Genomic DNA, 16,160 nt, shown 5'->3' with positions numbered 1-16,160 from the left:
GCGGAACTGCCCCCTCCCCCTGCGGGGGAGGGCTGGGGTGGGGTTAGCCCGCAAACCACCGATGGCAAAGCGCCCACCAATAACAAGCCCAGCCAAATCTCACGCGGAAGCCCGCCCCATGAATCACAAACCCCTCGCCCTGACACTCCTGCTTCCCCTCGCCCTGCACGCGCAGGACAACGCCGCCGACCCCGCGCTCACCATCCCCGAGCCGCCGCCGGCCGCGCCCCTGCTTGACGACACCACCATCACCAGCGACCCGCTGCCCGCCGCATCGCCCGCCGAAAAAAACAACGACAAAAGCGCTGACCCGCAGACTGCCGCCGTAGATCCCGCCGACCTGCGCATCGGCTTCGTCAACTTCCGTCGCATCATGGCCGCTGCGCCGCAGCGCGAAGAAATCAACGAACGCCTGGAGCGCGAATTCGGCGTAGAGCGCGACGCCCTGCTACAAGCACAAAGCGAACTGCGCAGCATGGAGCGCCAACTCGAAACCCTGCAACACGGCGACAACTACAACGACTACGAACGCCAAGTCATCAACAAACGGCGCGACGTCGCCCGCCGCGACAGCGACTACCGCGACAACATCAACGTCCGCCGCAACGAAGAAATGGCGAAACTGCAAAAAATGATCGGCGACGAAATCATCAACCTCGCCAAAGAAGCCCGCTACGACATCATCCTGAACGACATCGGCGTCTTCTACGTCAGCGAACGCGCCGACCTCAGCCCGCAAGTCATCACCCGCCTCCAGCGCAAGGCCGAAAAACCATGAACCAGACCACAGGCGACATCGCCGCCCGCCTCGGCGGCACCCTCCACGGCGACCCCAGCGCGCCAATCCACGGCGCCGGCACCCTGCAAGACGGCCAACCCGGCGAAATCGGCTTCCTGAGCGAGCCCCACTACCGCAAATACCTCGCCGACACCGCACTCACCGCCGTTCTCCTCGCAGAGCCCTGCCCCGAAAGCCGCGCCACCCAAATCATCGTCGCCGACGTCAAACGCGCCTGGCGCGAACTCGCCGCCAGCTTCGCCCCGCAGCTGCCACCGCCCGCCATCTCGCCACAGGCGCACATTGACCCCACCGCAACCATTGGCACAAACGTCGCCATCGGCGCGGGTGCCGTCATCGGTGCGGGCGCCGACATCGGCGACGGTTGCCGCATCGAACCGCTCGCCTACATCGCCCCCGGCGTGCGCATCGGCGCAGACAGCCACATCGGCGCAGGCGCGCGCCTGCTCGCAGGCACCACCACCGGCGCGCGCGTGCAAATACTCGCCAACGCCGTCATCGGCGAACGCGGCTTCGGCAACAACTTCGAAAACGGCCGCTGGCTGCCGGTCGCCCAACTGGGCGGCGTGCGCATTGGCGATGACGTCGAAATCGGCGCCTGCACCACCATCGACCGCGGCGCCGTGCGCGACACCATCATCGGCAACGGCGTCAAACTCGACAACCAAATCCAAATCGGCCACAACGTCGTGATCGGCGACCATACCGTCATCGCTGGCTCGGCCGTCATCGCCGGCTCCGTCACCTTCGGCAAATACTGCGTCGTCGGCGGTGCCTGCGTCTTTACCGGCCACATCACCATCTGCGACGGCGCCCAATTCACCGGACACAGCTCCATCAGCAAATCCGTCACCGAACCCGGCGCGTACTCCTCTGGCATCCCCGCCATGCCCGCGCGCCAATGGAAAAAATTCTTTGCCACCCTCAAACTGCTCGCCAAGGAAAAACCATGAACCCCAGCACCGCCATGGATATCGAAGAAATCCGCCGTTACCTGCCGCACCGCTACCCCTTCCTGCTTATCGACCGCATCACCGAAGTCGAAATCGGTAGCCACATCAAAGCCATCAAAAACGTCACCGCCAACGAACCCTTCTTCCAGGGACACTTCCCCGGCAAAGCGGTGATGCCCGGCGTGCTAGTCATTGAAGCCATGGCGCAGGCAGCGGGCATCCTCGGCGTAAAAAGCGGACGGCGCGAACTGGGCCTTTCGGACGAACCCGAAGAAGACGGCATCTACTTCTTCGTCGGCATCGACAAGGCGCGCTTCCGCCGCACCGTCGTCCCCGGCGACCAACTGCACCTTGAGATCAAAATCATCCGCTCGCGCCGCGGCATCTGGTCATTCACCGCCGAAGCGCGGGTGGACGGCACCCTCGTCTGCGAAGCCGAAATCATGTGCACCACCGCCGGCCGCGGCGGCAACTAAAAAACGGCGGCGCCTCCCGCTGTAGAGGCGCGTTCGCGTGAAATTATCGTCGCGCGCCGCCTGCCTTCGCAGAGTCCTGCGCCCTCAACCATATCCGTAGCCGCCCCACGGCGGGCAAGACAGCGAAACCGCACGACCACCCTCACCAGAACATCAAAAAACACACTCACACAGGAGACCGCCATGAGCCAGATCCACCCCACCGCCCTGATTGACCCCAAAGCCGAACTCGATAGCGACGTCAGCGTCGGCGCTTACAGCGTCATCGGCGCAGGCGTACAAATCGGGCACGGCACCACCATCGCGCCGCACGTCGTCATCGAAGGGCCGACGCGCATCGGCCAAAACAACCACATCTTCCCCTTCGCCTCACTCGGCGCCATCCCACAGGACAAAAAATACGGTGGCGAAGACACCACCCTCGAAATCGGCGACAACAACACCATCCGCGAATTCGTCACCTTCAACCGCGGCACCGTGCAGGACATCGGCAAAACCGTCCTCGGCGACGGCAACTGGATCATGGCCTACGTCCACCTTGCGCACGACTGCGTCATCGGCAACAACACCACCTTCGCCAACAACGTCATCCTCGCCGGGCACGTCCACATCGAAGACCACGTCGTCATGGGTGGCGCGGCGATGGTGTACCAGTTCGTGCGCATTGGCGCCTACACCATGGTCGGCTACTGCGCCGGCGTCAAACAAAACGTGCCGCCTTATTCGCTGGTGGTTGAGTCCCCGGCGCGCATCGCCGGTATCAACCTCGAAGGACTGAAACGCCACCACTTCAGCGCCGACGACATCGCCGCCATCAAGCGCTGCCATCACCACCTCTACCGCGAAAACCTGCTCTTGGACGAGGCACGCGACAAAATCAACGCTCTCGCCAGCGAATCCGAACCGGCGCGCCGCATCGCGGAATTCCTCGAAAACACCGGCAAACGCGGGCTGATTCGCTAAATGTTCGTTGATTACCGCGAGCGCCTCCGCCCGGTCATCCGCTACCTCGAACAACACTACCGCGAACCGCTCGACCTCGCCGTACTGGCAGAACGGGCGGCACTCTCGCCCTACCATTTTCACCGGGTTTACAAGGCAGTTACCGGTGAGACGCCCGCTGCAACCGTGCGCCGACTGCGTCTGGAAAACATCGCGCGTCAGCTTTTTTTCGCCGCAAACGCCGACATCACCACACTTGCCCTGGAGCACGGCTACGCCAGCTCACAGGCGCTTGCCAAAGCCTTCCGCGCCCATTTCGGCATGACCGCGAGAGACATCCGCGCCTGTCGCGATTTTGAAAGTTGGATGCAGGCCATGCAAAACAGCAAAATCGGATACCTTTTGCACAAGAACGGACACGCCGCCCACGCCGCAAATGGCGATACTGCACCTGTCATCAACCCACAGGAGCAAGCCATGACAACTGACATGCAAACCACAACGCTCGCGCCGTGCACCGTCGCCTATATCCGGGTAACCGGCGAATATGGCAAAAACTACGAGCCTGCGACCAACCGCCTCTACCAATGGGCGGGCGCACACGGCCTCGCCGACGGCGAATGCCTCTTTATCTACCTCGACAGCCCGGAAATCACCCCTGCCGACAAATGCCGCACCGACATCTGCCTCACCGTGCCGGACGACACGGCAACCGGCAACGGTATCGAAAAACGGCACCTGCCCGGCGGCAGTTACGCCCTCATCCGCCGCAGCGTTACCGACCCGGCGCAGTACCGCGTGTACTGGGAGGAAATCATGTCTGCGGTTATCGCCGCGCAACTGGAAATCGACGACCGCCCCTGCTTTGAGCAGTATCACCACTACGATGCGGCGACGGGCAAGGCGGACGTGAGTTTCTGCGTTGCCGTAGTCCTTTAAGCATTGCAGAAAAGCGCCCAGCGGGCGCTTTTTTATTAGGAACGGTCGGGCGATGCCCGGCTTTCCTATGCTTGTATTTATAGCGATACACCCTAAAATAATATACTCAACAAAAGCCTGCCTTACCGCCTGTAGTAAATCCATCCCCCTGTCCAGCCATTGTCTCACCTTGCATTTGACTGCCACCCAGCATCGTTCTATCGGATTAAGCTGCGGCGAATAGGGCGGCAGATAGACCAGCAAACAGCGCGCCCTCCGCAAAATCTCCTTCACCCTTCCCCCTTGTGAAAAGCCGCATTATCCATCACTAAAACATGGGGTTGCCTTTATCCATTCCCATCTCGCGGCAACTGCTCTACCAATGCCTCCAGCCAGCTTTCTACAATTTCCCGGGTACACGCACCTTCAAATACCAGCGGCTCTATGAAGTGTCCTAGACCGTTCACCGCCGCAATGAAATTAACCCGCCTTTGCCTTTTGCCCGCCAGCATGTCTGCTTCATCCATGTAAAGAAAGTATTCTTTGCCCATACGCTTTCCCAGCCTTTTTATTTGCTGGGTAAAGCGAACCTGTGCTTTTTGCTCGCCTTCTGTATACGTCAGACTCTTTCTTTATGCATAAATCCAGCACGATGCACCCAACGGCGTAGGGCTTCGTATTTGATTTTACGCCCGAAGCGCTGCTCAAAGGGGGTGCAGGTCGTAAATCGTGTTAAATGGGGGCTCCTCAAGAAACAGGCGAAAAGCTTCAATATCTTCAACATGATGGCTATGACCCTGCTGATACTTGGCTTTGGCGTAAGTTCTGCCTTCTTTCTCATAGGCGCGCAGCCATTCGTCGAAGGTACGCCGCTGTATGCCGAATATTCTGCAAACTTCGATCTTCTTCATCCCCTGTTCCAGATGAGCGGCTATGGCTCTTTCTCTCATGGCTTGTGGGTATGGCATAGCTAGGCTCCGGAAAAATTAGTGATTGCATAGGGTTTAGAGAGGATTGCTATACCTTGAGAAATGCGTGCGCAAATTGAACAACCGCCCACGCAAGAGTTTACAGTGGAGGACACCTTATGAAGTACATTTTGACAGGGCGTTGCACTTGGTTTGACAATTCGCCACATACACCATAGTCGCTACCCTGTATGTATATTTTCCGGATGTTTCGTTTGGGAAGCGTCGTTACGCGCCCCCTACAACCAGAACCTTTTCTGTCAGATAGAAAAATAACCATCATTACCCAAAAAATCATTCAGCCCGCTTAGCGGGCTTTTTTATAGCTATAAACAAAATTGTCATACTGGTCAGCATCAGCCAGCATCACTATCATGCGCGCCAACAGCTCTCACATAATCAAATAAACTCACAAAGACGCAATCACAAAATTGCCAAACTGGCAATTCAGAATACAGGTACTATCATACAAACAAAACATAACAAGGAGAAACATCATGTGGAAATTAATTACACGCGCAATGGTTGTAGCTGCCGCATCTGTTGCTACCAACTCAGCTTGTGGCGCAGTTAAATCTGCATATAAAAACTTCGATACCAAAGTCATGCCTAAAAAAGGTAGCGTACTTTATTGCGATTTATCCTTTGGTATCGCAGAACACTCCGGCATCTATGTCGGCGACAACCGTATCGTGCACCTTAATGGAAAAGGAGAAATAGAAGCCGTATCTCCTGCAGAATTCCTGTCCTTATTTGCATTGCAGGATATCTACGTTTCCTGCATGGAAAATAGCGCCGTTGGTAGCGAGCACGTGGCAAATCGTGCCCTGTCTATAGTTGGCGAAAAACGCAGTTACAACCTCATGCTGGATAACTGCCACCAATTCACCACGGGTTGCCTGACAGGAAATTTTGAAAATTCCAAAAACTTCCTGTGGATGCTCAAAATGCAGGCAGAAAAAACCTTAAATGCAGATACCTGGAATTTATGGGATAGATAGCATCTATGCCAAAGAAAAAGCATAAATAATAACAAAATTTTATCACCAGAGATGAAAATAAAAAACACCTACATCTTACCAACAAAGAAAAAACAACCAGGCCACCACAACCAATAACCAGTTTTTTCTGTCTACCCCGAAATTAAAACCCTAACGAATCAAATAAAAAAGGAGAAACATCATGTTACCATCTATCATCCTGCGTTATGCCGCTGCCGCTACTGCAACAGTAATCGCTTGCGGTGTAACAAAATCCGCATATAAAAACTTCGATACCAAAGTCATGCCTAAAAAAGGTAGCGTACTTTATTGCGACCTGACAGGAAGTTTCTTGGAACACTCCGGCATCTATGTCGGTGACAACCGTATCGTGCACCTCAATGGAAAAGGAGAAATAGAAGCCGTATCTCCTGCAGAATTCCTGTCCCCATTTGCATTGCAGGACATCTACGTTTCCTGCATGGGAAATAGCGCCGTTGGTAGCGAGCGCGTGGCAACGCGTGCCCTGTCTATGGTTGGCAAAAAGCGTAACTATAACCTCGTGATGAATAACTGCCACCAATTCACCACTGGTTGTCTGACTGGAAATTTTGAAAATTCCAGTAACCTCCTCACCTTCCTCAAAATGCAGGCGAAAGACACCTTGGGTGCCGATACCTGGCACCTCTGGGACAGATAGCGCCCAAAACCAGCCGTGGAAAAAAACCATGCCGCACCGCATCCCCTACCTCATTGCCTACGACATCACCAACACCCGCACCCAGGCGCGCGTACGCCGCACCCTCCAGGGCTACGCCACCGGCGGCCAACAATCCTTCTACCACTGCTGGCTGACCGCCGCCGAATACCGCCGCCTCCTCTACACCCTGCCGCCACAACTCGACCCCGCCACCGACCGCCTGCACATCTTCCGCATCAACGAACAAACCGAAACACGCCTGCTTGGCAAAGCCAAAACCGCGCTCGCCGCCGACGCGCCGCTGCTCATCATCTAAAAGGAGAAAAACCATGAGCACCCTCTACATCGACCGCCAAAACACCCGCATGACCGTCTCCGGCAACACCCTCATCTTCTACGAAAACGGCGAACGCGCCAGCACCCTGCCGCTACACATCATCGACCGCATCTGCATCAAAGGCGACCTCGCCCTAAGCGCCGCAGACCTTGGCAAACTCGGCGAGCACAACATCGGCGTCCTCATCCTCAGCGGCCGCGAACAACAGCCGACCATCTACCTCCCCTGCGCCCGCAAAGACGCCCTGCGCCGCCTCGCGCAGGCGCACTTCAGCCAGGACAACACCTTCTGCACCCGTCAGGCACAAAGCTGGATTACCGAAAAAATCCAGCGCGAACAAGACCTCTTGCGCGAATTACAAACCCGCCCGCACCGTGGCGGACACCAACTGCACGAAAACCTCGAACAACTCGAAAAAAGCCGCCTTCGCCTACAAAACCCCATCAACGACCTCGCCACCCTGCGCGGCATCGAAGGCAGCGCGGCGAGCAGCACCTTTGCCGCCATCGCCTGCGTCCTGCCAGAAAGCCTCCACTTCACAAAACGCAACCGCAACCCGCCACGCGACCCGTACAACGTCGGCCTCTCCCTGGGCTACACCCTGCTGCACTACGCCATGGTGCGACAAATCCACCTCACCGGACTGGATCCCTGCATCGGCTACTACCACAGCATCGAACACGGCCGCGAATCCCTCGCCTGCGACCTCATCGAAGCCATGCGCCCACTCGTCACCGCTTGGACCATCGAAGCCTTCCACGACCGCATCCTGCGCCCCGAAGACTTCACCATGCAAAATGAAGCCTGCCAAATGGGCAAAGCCGCCCGTGCCCGCTACTACCCCGCCTTCGAAAACGCCCTCAAAAACTGGCAAGGCGAAATGCGCGCACGCTGTGTGGCACTCCTGCGCGCCCTCGGCAAAGCCTGCTTTAACCACCCACAAACCCGCGCCTGTGCCGAAGCCTTCCTCGAACAAGAAGAACTACTGACCCTATAACAAGCCGCACAAAAAACAACATACATACACCTGAGCGCTCGAAGTGTATGTAAAACACCGCCCTCCCTCCCCTTGAAAAAGGCGAACACCCTTACCAAGAGACCCCAGGGAGGAGAGAAAAAAATCGCGTAGCGACGAAGCTCACAACAAACTGACAACACGCCCTGGCACACCAACCCCCGAAAAAAGAAAAAACCATGCCCGACTACCTTATCGCCTACGACATAGCAGCGCCCAAGCGCCTACAAAAAATCCACAAACGCCTCTGCGAAGAAGCCATCCCGCTACAAAACAGCACCTTCCTCTACCGCGCCAGCCCCGGCCAATTCGAACACCTCTGGCAAGAACTCGCCCTGATGAGCAAAAACGAAGACGACCTACGAGCCTACCGCCTCCCCGCTGCAAGCCTCTGCTACGAATACCACCCCAAAACCCCGGAAGGCATCTACTGCCTGTAGCCCCTTTCCAAAACCACCCGCAAAAAAACAAAAAAACCGTGCCAGCATAGAAAAAACCAACCAAATACAATAAAATACGCGCGCTATCAGCGAAGCAAAGTCACCCCAAACACCCCATGAAAAACCCTAATAAAAACAACGGCCGAAGCGCCAACTTTTTCACAAAAACAAAAGTTGGAAACACCCCCTGCAACACATTGAAAACAAGGAGAAAAAACACCCCTGACTATTAAAAACCTGTCCCTGACCCAAAGGGATTGCGACGGCGCGGTCGTACTTGGCGCAGACGTCTGCGGGATTAAAAACCTGTCCCTGACCCAAAGGGATTGCGACCGACAGGCGACGATGTAAGCGCGGGTGACGACGCATTAAAAACCTGTCCCTGACCCAAAGGGATTGCGACCGTGTTAAAGTCAATGTAAACGCCTTCGTCATCATTAAAAACCTGTCCCTGACCCAAAGGGATTGCGACTCACCGTCTTCGTCGTATTCATCTTCGTCAATGATTAAAAACCTGTCCCTGACCCAAAGGGATTGCGACAAACAAAACTTTAGCTAAACTGCTTGGCTGTACATTAAAAACCTGTCCCTGACCCAAAGGGATTGCGACACGGCAAGTCCTTTTATTTGAATTTGGTTGAAAATTAAAAACCTGTCCCTGACCCAAAGGGATTGCGACTGCTGTAACGGCAAGCCATTCACATATTCGATACCATTAAAAACCTGTCCCTGACCCAAAGGGATTGCGACTTGGCGTTGTGCGGAAGATTTCAGTTTGAAAGTTATTAAAAACCTGTCCCTGACCCAAAGGGATTGCGACCGCTCTTGTTACGTTATCCCCAGTTTTTATAGACATTAAAAACCTGTCCCTGACCCAAAGGGATTGCGACGCACCAAGGATAATTTGTTTTAACATGATAGACATTAAAAACCTGTCCCTGACCCAAAGGGATTGCGACAGGTAGCCTTCGTCGAGGGCTTTTTCTTTAAGTGATTAAAAACCTGTCCCTGACCCAAAGGGATTGCGACTTTTAAGCCTCCTACGGACTATCTATTTAAAGTGATTAAAAACCTGTCCCTGACCCAAAGGGATTGCGACATAGTTATTGAAAATATCATCGAAATACTGTTCTATTAAAAACCTGTCCCTGACCCAAAGGGATTGCGACCCGCCGACTCGTAATGCTGTGGTGCATAATGCCATTAAAAACCTGTCCCTGACCCAAAGGGATTGCGACGTACTCATGCGGCACTCTCCATTTGCGCTAACAGATTAAAAACCTGTCCCTGACCCAAAGGGATTGCGACTTTCCATCACTTAGGAATTTGATTCCTACTGGCATTAAAAACCTGTCCCTGACCCAAAGGGATTGCGACTTGATAGCTCTATCAACTGGCTTAAGTATACGCATTAAAAACCTGTCCCTGACCCAAAGGGATTGCGACAAAAGAACAATTGCAAATTCAATCATGGGGAAAATTAAAAACCTGTCCCTGACCCAAAGGGATTGCGACGGTTAGGGTTGTGGTTTCGCACCGTTACGCCAGATTAAAAACCTGTCCCTGACCCAAAGGGATTGCGACGCCGAAAAACTAAATTCATAAGCGTCATATCTTATTAAAAACCTGTCCCTGACCCAAAGGGATTGCGACAGATGAGTACTGAATAAGATATCCAGAGGAGGAAATTAAAAACCTGTCCCTGACCCAAAGGGATTGCGACGTTCCTTTCATTCTTTATCAGCGGGCATTAAAATTAAAAACCTGTCCCTGACCCAAAGGGATTGCGACAGAAGGAAGCCTTCTTCACTCGCTTGTTCTTCAAATTAAAAACCTGTCCCTGACCCAAAGGGATTGCGACTACAATCGAGGGCTTGCCAGCAATATACTCAACCATTAAAAACCTGTCCCTGACCCAAAGGGATTGCGACAAAAGCCGCTCGATAAACCTGAAAATCTCGTCAAATTAAAAACCTGTCCCTGACCCAAAGGGATTGCGACCGACAAAATAGATATCTTCTTCTTGGAAGTCAGATTAAAAACCTGTCCCTGACCCAAAGGGATTGCGACGCCCGTTGTTGCCGCGCTTCGCTGCGGTAGTAATTAAAAACCTGTCCCTGACCCAAAAGGATTGCGACCAGGTAGAGATGCACGATCGGTTGCGGGTCATGAATTAAAAACCTGTCCCTGACCCAAAGGGATTGCGACAACGGTAGTTTTGTTTCAATTCGCGCCCCGAAGGATTAAAAACCTGTCCCTGACCCAAAGGGATTGCGACTTCTCGAAATAATCACGTCTTCCCTCCCGGATAGATTAAAAACCTGTCCCTGACCCAAAGGGATTGCGACTGACGGAAGTTGAGGCGGTCGGTTTTTGCCTGGCCATTAAAAACCTGTCCCTGACCCAAAGGGATTTTTTCCTTAATCTGCCCGCTTTTGCGGGCTTTTTTATATGACAAATTTGTCGTTGCAGACTAGCTATAGCAGGTGCGTTATTCTTGTATGTTTGTTAAAACACTGTTTAGACATCTTTAAGCGGTGCGTCACAAAATTGTCAAAACAGATAGATTTTTCTTTCTGGCGTAATGTGCCTGCATCGCAACAAGATGATGCAATGATAAGAGCGATGCCTGCTTCCAGTGTAAAGAACCGCCCAGACGTACCGAGTATCTTTTTTGCGCCCGCTGTCCAGAATTCCACCAAACAGCAATGGGTGCTTGTTTGTTTTACTGATACTGGCTGCACTTATAGCGATACACCGAAAGCCTCAGACAAGGCGCGTCGCTGAAGACAGTACGCGGTTGTACGGCGAAGCGACGCAACGCCGTATGAGGCTTTTGGGGGATTGCTATATATTCTTGAGGTGCCGGTTCTGTCTTAATCAGGCTGGCGATAAAAATCCCATTATTGCGTCTTTTTTAGAAGACAAATTTGTCATCGCTGACTGTTTGTATCTTTCATTCTATTATCGCTGCCCATCGAAAAGCACCGCGTCATCATAAATTCCGATACGCCATAATTTTGTCAAAAAGGACAAATATTCCATCTCGCTATAGTATGAACCCATCACAACAACCGGAGTAAAAAATGTTCTTGGTCATGAAAGCAAAAGATCTCTCGCACGCCATTTGGTTTGAAACGGACAATCCGAATGCTGAGGAACACGCAGCAGAGCTCGACAATCTGGAGAAATACCACCCCGAACCGGTCGCGCTTGAAATTTATGAGCTAAACGGCAAGAAGTGGCACCGTTACTGGTTGGAGCAAGATGCCTGGGAACTGCATCAGCAGGAAAAACACGAGGAGATTTTACATTCCGCTGCAGAAAATATGCCTGCACCGGCTATTGGTGCTGATACTTGGTTTTCCTTTCTTTATGATTCTTTGGCGCAAATACGGCAAACGCTGGAGCAAATTCATGTACAGCAAACCATGGTGCTAAATATACTCAAGAATGTGGAGCGTCCGCCTTTTTAAGCTTTATCCGTAAATAGTCATCATCGCAGGGTGGGGCTTGCCCCACCTTAATATCCTGCTTATCAGAAATAAAACCACCATGTAGAGAAAATCATGCACAGTGATTTTGCAACCAGCGAATTTAAGGCATTGGTATTGGGTTATCAGAAGGTAATAGATGCGCGTGCCTATGGCGGCGTTTATTATCTCAAGGATAACAAGCGCTGGATTTTTAATCTGCCCGCATTATCACGGGCGCTCGGTATCTCAACACCACAGGAATTTGCTGCCGCCGGTTATGCCATTGAGGATTATTTGCTTTATAACCATATGTCCATCGAGGAGATGGTGGTTGCTGTCTTTGGTAAGGATTCTCCGGAATATGAGAAGTATTGTCATGCCTTTGCAGCGGAAGACGACTATAATGACGAGGATTTTGATTTTGACGATGGCCTCGCTTCTGTCATGTGCGATATTTACGAGATAAACGGCGGTGATGGCAGTGGCGATGTTTATATTGGTGATGGCACTTGGGTCAGTGCCGACGGCAGTTATCGCTGCCGTTAATTGAGGGCGTTTTTATGCGCGAGAAACGCAAGATTTTGGTCGCGGTGACGGGTATGTCGCCGCAGATTGTTACGGAAACGCTTTTTGCTTTGGTCACACAGCAAGGCTGGCTGCCGGACGAGGTTCATGTTTTGACGACTGGACGCGGGGCAGGGAAGATTGGTGCCGCGCTTTTTGCGGAGGGGCATTTTGCCCGCTTTTGTGCGGATTATGCGCCGGAAGGTATCGCGTTTACGCCGGATAATATTCATTTGATTCGTGATGCGGCAGGCAATGTTCTCGATGATATTCGCACGCCGGAGGAGAATAATCTGGCGGCGGATATGATTGTCCGCTTTATTCATGACTGCTGCCGCGAGGAGGATACGGCGCTGCATGTGTCTATTGCGGGCGGCCGCAAGTCGATGGGTTTTTATATTGGTTATGCTTTGTCGCTGTTTGGTCGTGTGCAGGACAGGCTCTCGCATGTGTTAATCAATGAACCGTTTGAGAATAATCCGGCATTTTTCTTTCCGCCACGTCTGCCACAGTTGATTGCCACGCCGCAGGGTGAGGTTTCTACGGATAGGGCCGAGGTGATGCTCGCCGATATTCCTTTTGTGCGCATGCGTGACGGGATGCCCAATTTGGCGCTGGATGCGAATTGGACTTACGGGCAGGCGGTCGCGCAGACGCAGTTGCAATGGGAGGACTGGCGGGTGGAGATTGATGTTGGGGCGCAATCGCTGCGCTTTGGCAATATGCCGCCGCTGAAGTTGTCGCCGCAATTGTTTGCCCTTTATGCGGCAATGGTGGCGCTGTATGAGGAAGGCAAGGCGATTGGCAAGGAGGAGATGGCTTTGCTCGCGCATTATTTTTGTCGCTTTTATCCGAAGGAATATGCCGAGAATGGCGAACGCTATGGCGATTTTCTTGCCAGCCGGGGTTATGAGGAGATGCACCGCATTTTGCGCGAGGGTTCTGCCCGCATTTTCAAGGCGCTGGACAAGCATTTGGGCGCGCCCGCCGAGAAGTTCCGCATTGCCAGCAGTGGCCGCAATAATGCCAAGGTGTATGCGCTGGCGATGGGCAAGGTGCAGATTGTGTGGCGCCGCTGATGGCGCGCCGCAATCGCCACCCGCTCAGGCCGCTATAATGCGGCCTTTCTTTTTTCTGGAGTGCGAGATGCGTCCTTTGGTGAAGGTGATTGATGTGGCGGCGCTGCGCCACAATGTGCGGGTGTTGCGCCAGCAGGCAGGGGCGGCGAAGTTGGTTGCGGTGGTAAAAGCCGATGCCTACGGGCATGGCGTGGCGAATGTTTTGCCTGCGCTCACGGATGTGGACGGTTTTGCCGTCGCGTCCATGGATGAGGCCTTGCAGCTGCGCCAGTTGGGCGTTGGCCAGCCGGTGCTGTTGCTGGAGGGGATTTTTGCCGCAGATGAGGCGGCGCTCTGCGCGCAGCACGATTTTGTGCCGTGTGTGCATTCGCCGGAGCAGCTCGCCTGGCTACGCGGGGTGGACGGCATTTCGGCGTGGGTCAAGGTGGATTCGGGCATGCACCGCCTCGGTTTTGCCGCCGCTGATGCGGCAAGCTGGTTGCCGCAGGTGCTCTCGCTCCAGCAGGTGCGCTGGCTCGGCGTCGCTTCGCATTTTGCTTGTGCCGATGCGGAGGATTTAAGCGACGCGCAGGCGCAGTTGGCGCGGCTGGATGCGCTCGCCCTGCCCGCCGGTTGGCAACGCTGTCTCGCCAATTCAGCGGCGCTCTTTGCCCTACCTGAAGCGCGCGGCGAGGTGGTACGTGCCGGACTCGCCCTCTACGGAATGTCGCCGTTTGCCGATGGTGACGCGGCGCGGCTCGGCTTGCGTCCGGTGTTGTCGTTGCAAACCCAGGTGCTGGCAGTCAGGCGGCTGCAAGCGGGCGATTTTGCCGGTTATAGTCACGGGTTTCAGGCGCAGGTGGCGGGTAATCTCGCAACCATCGCGCTGGGCTACGGCGATGGTTTTCCGCGCGCGATTGTAAGCGGCGCGGTGCAATTGCTGCTCAACGGCAAACGTTATCCGCTGGTCGGGCGGGTGGCGATGGATATGGCGCTGCTCTGGCTGGGCGAGGATACGGCGGCGGTCGGTGATGCGGTGCTGGTGTTTGGTGAGGGCAATCCGGCGGAGCGGGTCGCGGCGCAGGCGGCGACGATTCCTTATACGCTGACGACGATGCTGACGGCGCGGGTGCGCGCGGAGGTGGTCGATGGCTAAGGCGAAGTCGCGTTTTGTCTGCCGCGATTGTGGTGCGGCGTATCCGAAATGGCAGGGGCAGTGCCACGAGTGCGGCGCCTGGAACACGCTGGAGGAGGAAGCTGCGCCGGTCGCGCCGCCGCGCGCGGGCAAGGGCGGTGGTTATGCCGGGGTTGCTGCCGGACAGGTGCAGCGGCTCGATGCGGTGGAATTGCAGGCGGAGACGCTGGTACCAAGCGGCATCAGCGAGTTTGACCGCGTTCTCGGCGGCGGGCTGGTGCGCGGCAGCGTGGTGCTGATTGGCGGTGACCCGGGCATCGGCAAATCGACGCTGTTGTTGCAGACGGTGCATCATTTGGCGCAGTCGATGCCGTGTTTGTATGTCAGCGGCGAGGAGTCGCCGCGCCAGATTGGGCTGCGCGCCGAGCGGCTGGGGCTCGCCCGCGAGCGCATCGTGCTTTTCAGTGAAACGCAGATTGAGCGTATTTTGGCAACGGCCGCGGCGGAGCAGCCGGCGGTGCTGGTGGTCGATTCGATTCAGACGCTTTACAGTGAGGCGCTTTCTGCCGCGCCGGGTGCGGTCAGCCAGTTGCGCGAGTGCGCAGCGCAGTTGGTGCGCTTTGCCAAGTCGAGCGGCACGACGGTCTTTCTCATCGGCCACGTTACCAAGGAGGGCGCGATTGCCGGCCCCCGCGTGCTGGAGCATATGGTCGATACGGTGCTGTATTTTGAAAGCGAGGCGGGTAGCCGCTTCCGCATGCTGCGCGCGGTGAAAAACCGCTTCGGCCCGGTCAATGAGCTGGGGATGTTCGCCATGCTGGAGAATGGCTTGAAGCCGGTGAGCAACCCGTCGGCGATTTTCCTCTCGCGCCCGGACGGGCAGCAGCCGGGCAGCGCCGTTTTTCCGGTGTGGGAAGGCTCGCGCGCGCTCTTGGTCGAGGTGCAGGCGCTGGTTGATGGCGGCGGCGGTGGTTATGCGCGCCGCACCGCGCTGGGTTTTGACAGCGGGCGGCTGGCGATGCTGCTCGCGGTGTTGCACCGCCACGGCGGCGTCTCGCTGCACGACATGGACGTCTATGTGAACGTCGTCGGCGGCCTGAAAATCAGCGAACCGGCAGCAGATTTGGCGGTGCTGGCGGCGGCGCATTCCAGCCTGCGCGGCGTTGCCATTCCGCGCGATGTGGTCATCATGGGCGAGGTCGGCCTGGCGGGTGAACTGCGCCCGGTGGCGAACGGCGAGGCGCGCATCAAGGCGGCCGCGCAGCACGGTTTCAAACAGGTCATCTTGCCCGAAGGGAACAAGCCGCGCGGCTCTGCTACAATGCGCGGCCTGCAAATTCACGCGGTTGCGACGCTCGCCGCCGCCCTTGACGTACTCTCATCCCTATAGGAGAAAATC

17 protein-coding genes, 1 pseudogene and 1 CRISPR repeat array are annotated in these 16,160 nt (G+C 55.3%); of the genes and pseudogenes, 15 read left to right on the top strand and 3 right to left on the bottom strand.

Annotated elements, in window-relative coordinates; translation table 11 throughout:
• The first annotated feature begins 118 nt into the window (after nucleotides 1–118).
• The 5 genes from EL199_RS04690 to EL199_RS04670 all read left to right on the top strand — a co-directional run bounded on the left by EL199_RS04690 (nucleotide 119) and on the right by EL199_RS04670 (nucleotide 4,109).
• Complete coding sequence (locus EL199_RS04690) at nucleotides 119–778, top strand: OmpH family outer membrane protein (protein WP_004139234.1); 660 nt, start codon at nucleotides 119–121, stop codon at nucleotides 776–778.
• Nucleotides 775–1,752 (top strand): UDP-3-O-(3-hydroxymyristoyl)glucosamine N-acyltransferase, encoded by a 978-nt coding sequence (gene lpxD, locus EL199_RS04685; protein ID WP_126316010.1) that lies wholly within the window; start codon nucleotides 775–777, stop codon nucleotides 1,750–1,752. The genes EL199_RS04690 and lpxD overlap by 4 nt, the downstream gene beginning before the upstream one ends.
• Nucleotides 1,749–2,228, top strand: a complete 480-nt coding sequence (gene fabZ, locus EL199_RS04680) for a 3-hydroxyacyl-ACP dehydratase FabZ (RefSeq protein ID WP_004139231.1) — start codon at nucleotides 1,749–1,751, stop codon at nucleotides 2,226–2,228. The genes lpxD and fabZ overlap by 4 nt, the downstream gene beginning before the upstream one ends.
• Nucleotides 2,229–2,411: 183 nt before the next feature.
• On the top strand, nucleotides 2,412–3,191 hold the full coding sequence (gene lpxA / locus EL199_RS04675; RefSeq protein WP_004139228.1) for an acyl-ACP--UDP-N-acetylglucosamine O-acyltransferase: 780 nt from the start codon (nucleotides 2,412–2,414) through the stop codon (nucleotides 3,189–3,191).
• Nucleotides 3,192–4,109: an AraC family transcriptional regulator gene (locus EL199_RS04670; protein ID WP_004139227.1), complete on the top strand. Its 918-nt coding sequence runs from the start codon at nucleotides 3,192–3,194 to the stop codon at nucleotides 4,107–4,109. It begins immediately after the preceding gene.
• Nucleotides 4,110–4,280: 171 nt separating this feature from the next.
• Here EL199_RS04670 and EL199_RS13630 read toward each other — a convergent pair.
• From EL199_RS13630 to EL199_RS04655, 3 genes and pseudogenes are all read right to left on the bottom strand, one after another.
• Nucleotides 4,281–4,382: pseudogene (locus tag EL199_RS13630) on the bottom strand (transposase); the annotation flags it as partial.
• 53 nt (nucleotides 4,383–4,435) lie between these two features.
• Complete coding sequence (locus EL199_RS04660) at nucleotides 4,436–4,639, bottom strand: hypothetical protein (RefSeq protein WP_004139225.1); 204 nt, start codon at nucleotides 4,637–4,639, stop codon at nucleotides 4,436–4,438.
• A 153-nt stretch (nucleotides 4,640–4,792) separates the two neighbouring features.
• A complete protein-coding gene (locus tag EL199_RS04655; RefSeq protein ID WP_004139223.1) occupies nucleotides 4,793–5,038 on the bottom strand; it encodes a helix-turn-helix domain-containing protein in 246 nt (81 codons plus the stop codon).
• Between the two features lie 515 nt (nucleotides 5,039–5,553).
• Here EL199_RS04655 and EL199_RS04645 point away from each other — a divergent pair.
• The 10 genes from EL199_RS04645 (at nucleotide 5,554) to radA (ending at nucleotide 16,151) form a co-directional block, all read left to right on the top strand.
• Nucleotides 5,554–6,057: a lecithin retinol acyltransferase family protein gene (locus EL199_RS04645; protein ID WP_232008345.1), complete on the top strand. Its 504-nt coding sequence runs from the start codon at nucleotides 5,554–5,556 to the stop codon at nucleotides 6,055–6,057.
• Nucleotides 6,058–6,238: 181 nt separating this feature from the next.
• Nucleotides 6,239–6,736, top strand: coding sequence for a lecithin retinol acyltransferase family protein (locus tag EL199_RS04640; RefSeq protein WP_004139220.1), 498 nt, complete (start codon nucleotides 6,239–6,241; stop codon nucleotides 6,734–6,736).
• 28 nt (nucleotides 6,737–6,764) lie between these two features.
• On the top strand, nucleotides 6,765–7,052 hold the full coding sequence (gene cas2, locus EL199_RS04635; protein ID WP_004139218.1) for a CRISPR-associated endonuclease Cas2: 288 nt from the start codon (nucleotides 6,765–6,767) through the stop codon (nucleotides 7,050–7,052).
• A 13-nt stretch (nucleotides 7,053–7,065) separates the two neighbouring features.
• Nucleotides 7,066–8,070, top strand: a complete 1,005-nt coding sequence (cas1, locus tag EL199_RS04630) for a CRISPR-associated endonuclease Cas1 (protein WP_004139216.1) — start codon at nucleotides 7,066–7,068, stop codon at nucleotides 8,068–8,070.
• A gap of 197 nt (nucleotides 8,071–8,267) precedes the next feature.
• Entirely contained in the window at nucleotides 8,268–8,528 is a 261-nt protein-coding gene (cas2, locus tag EL199_RS04625) for a CRISPR-associated endonuclease Cas2 (protein WP_004139213.1), read from the top strand.
• A gap of 228 nt (nucleotides 8,529–8,756) precedes the next feature.
• A CRISPR array of direct repeats spans nucleotides 8,757–10,947; the repeat unit is 36 nt; unit sequence ATTAAAAACCTGTCCCTGACCCAAAGGGATTGCGAC.
• 667 nt (nucleotides 10,948–11,614) lie between these two features.
• Nucleotides 11,615–12,004 carry a hypothetical protein gene (locus EL199_RS04620; RefSeq protein WP_004139206.1) on the top strand — a complete coding sequence of 130 codons (390 nt, stop codon included), beginning with the start codon at nucleotides 11,615–11,617 and terminating at the stop codon, nucleotides 12,002–12,004.
• Nucleotides 12,005–12,097: 93 nt separating this feature from the next.
• Complete coding sequence (locus EL199_RS04615; RefSeq protein ID WP_004139204.1) at nucleotides 12,098–12,550, top strand: hypothetical protein; 453 nt, start codon at nucleotides 12,098–12,100, stop codon at nucleotides 12,548–12,550.
• 14 nt (nucleotides 12,551–12,564) lie between these two features.
• Entirely contained in the window at nucleotides 12,565–13,647 is a 1,083-nt protein-coding gene (gene csm6, locus EL199_RS04610; protein ID WP_004139202.1) for a CRISPR-associated ring nuclease Csm6, read from the top strand.
• 67 nt (nucleotides 13,648–13,714) lie between these two features.
• Entirely contained in the window at nucleotides 13,715–14,782 is a 1,068-nt protein-coding gene (gene alr / locus EL199_RS04605) for an alanine racemase (RefSeq protein ID WP_040354412.1), read from the top strand.
• Entirely contained in the window at nucleotides 14,775–16,151 is a 1,377-nt protein-coding gene (radA, locus tag EL199_RS04600; protein ID WP_004139196.1) for a DNA repair protein RadA, read from the top strand. The genes alr and radA overlap by 8 nt, the downstream gene beginning before the upstream one ends.
• Nucleotides 16,152–16,160 lie beyond the last annotated feature (9 nt).

It is taken from the genome of Cardiobacterium hominis (assembly GCF_900637305.1).
Lineage (GTDB): Bacteria > Pseudomonadota > Gammaproteobacteria > Cardiobacteriales > Cardiobacteriaceae > Cardiobacterium > Cardiobacterium hominis.
The sequence above is the reverse complement of the archived record's forward strand: the minus strand, read 5'-3'. Positions and strand labels throughout refer to the sequence as shown.

Coding starts and splice junctions, on each gene's coding strand:
- EL199_RS04690 (WP_004139234.1), top strand. CDS start 119: ATGAATCACAAACCCCTCGCCCTGACACTCCTGCTTCCCCTCGCCCTG.
- lpxD (WP_126316010.1), top strand. CDS start 775: ATGAACCAGACCACAGGCGACATCGCCGCCCGCCTCGGCGGCACCCTC.
- fabZ (WP_004139231.1), top strand. CDS start 1,749: ATGAACCCCAGCACCGCCATGGATATCGAAGAAATCCGCCGTTACCTG.
- lpxA (WP_004139228.1), top strand. CDS start 2,412: ATGAGCCAGATCCACCCCACCGCCCTGATTGACCCCAAAGCCGAACTC.
- EL199_RS04670 (WP_004139227.1), top strand. CDS start 3,192: ATGTTCGTTGATTACCGCGAGCGCCTCCGCCCGGTCATCCGCTACCTC.
- EL199_RS04660 (WP_004139225.1), bottom strand. CDS start 4,639: ATGGGCAAAGAATACTTTCTTTACATGGATGAAGCAGACATGCTGGCG.
- EL199_RS04655 (WP_004139223.1), bottom strand. CDS start 5,038: ATGAGAGAAAGAGCCATAGCCGCTCATCTGGAACAGGGGATGAAGAAG.
- EL199_RS04645 (WP_232008345.1), top strand. CDS start 5,554: ATGTGGAAATTAATTACACGCGCAATGGTTGTAGCTGCCGCATCTGTT.
- EL199_RS04640 (WP_004139220.1), top strand. CDS start 6,239: ATGTTACCATCTATCATCCTGCGTTATGCCGCTGCCGCTACTGCAACA.
- cas2 (WP_004139218.1), top strand. CDS start 6,765: ATGCCGCACCGCATCCCCTACCTCATTGCCTACGACATCACCAACACC.
- cas1 (WP_004139216.1), top strand. CDS start 7,066: ATGAGCACCCTCTACATCGACCGCCAAAACACCCGCATGACCGTCTCC.
- cas2 (WP_004139213.1), top strand. CDS start 8,268: ATGCCCGACTACCTTATCGCCTACGACATAGCAGCGCCCAAGCGCCTA.
- EL199_RS04620 (WP_004139206.1), top strand. CDS start 11,615: ATGTTCTTGGTCATGAAAGCAAAAGATCTCTCGCACGCCATTTGGTTT.
- EL199_RS04615 (WP_004139204.1), top strand. CDS start 12,098: ATGCACAGTGATTTTGCAACCAGCGAATTTAAGGCATTGGTATTGGGT.
- csm6 (WP_004139202.1), top strand. CDS start 12,565: ATGCGCGAGAAACGCAAGATTTTGGTCGCGGTGACGGGTATGTCGCCG.
- alr (WP_040354412.1), top strand. CDS start 13,715: ATGCGTCCTTTGGTGAAGGTGATTGATGTGGCGGCGCTGCGCCACAAT.
- radA (WP_004139196.1), top strand. CDS start 14,775: ATGGCTAAGGCGAAGTCGCGTTTTGTCTGCCGCGATTGTGGTGCGGCG.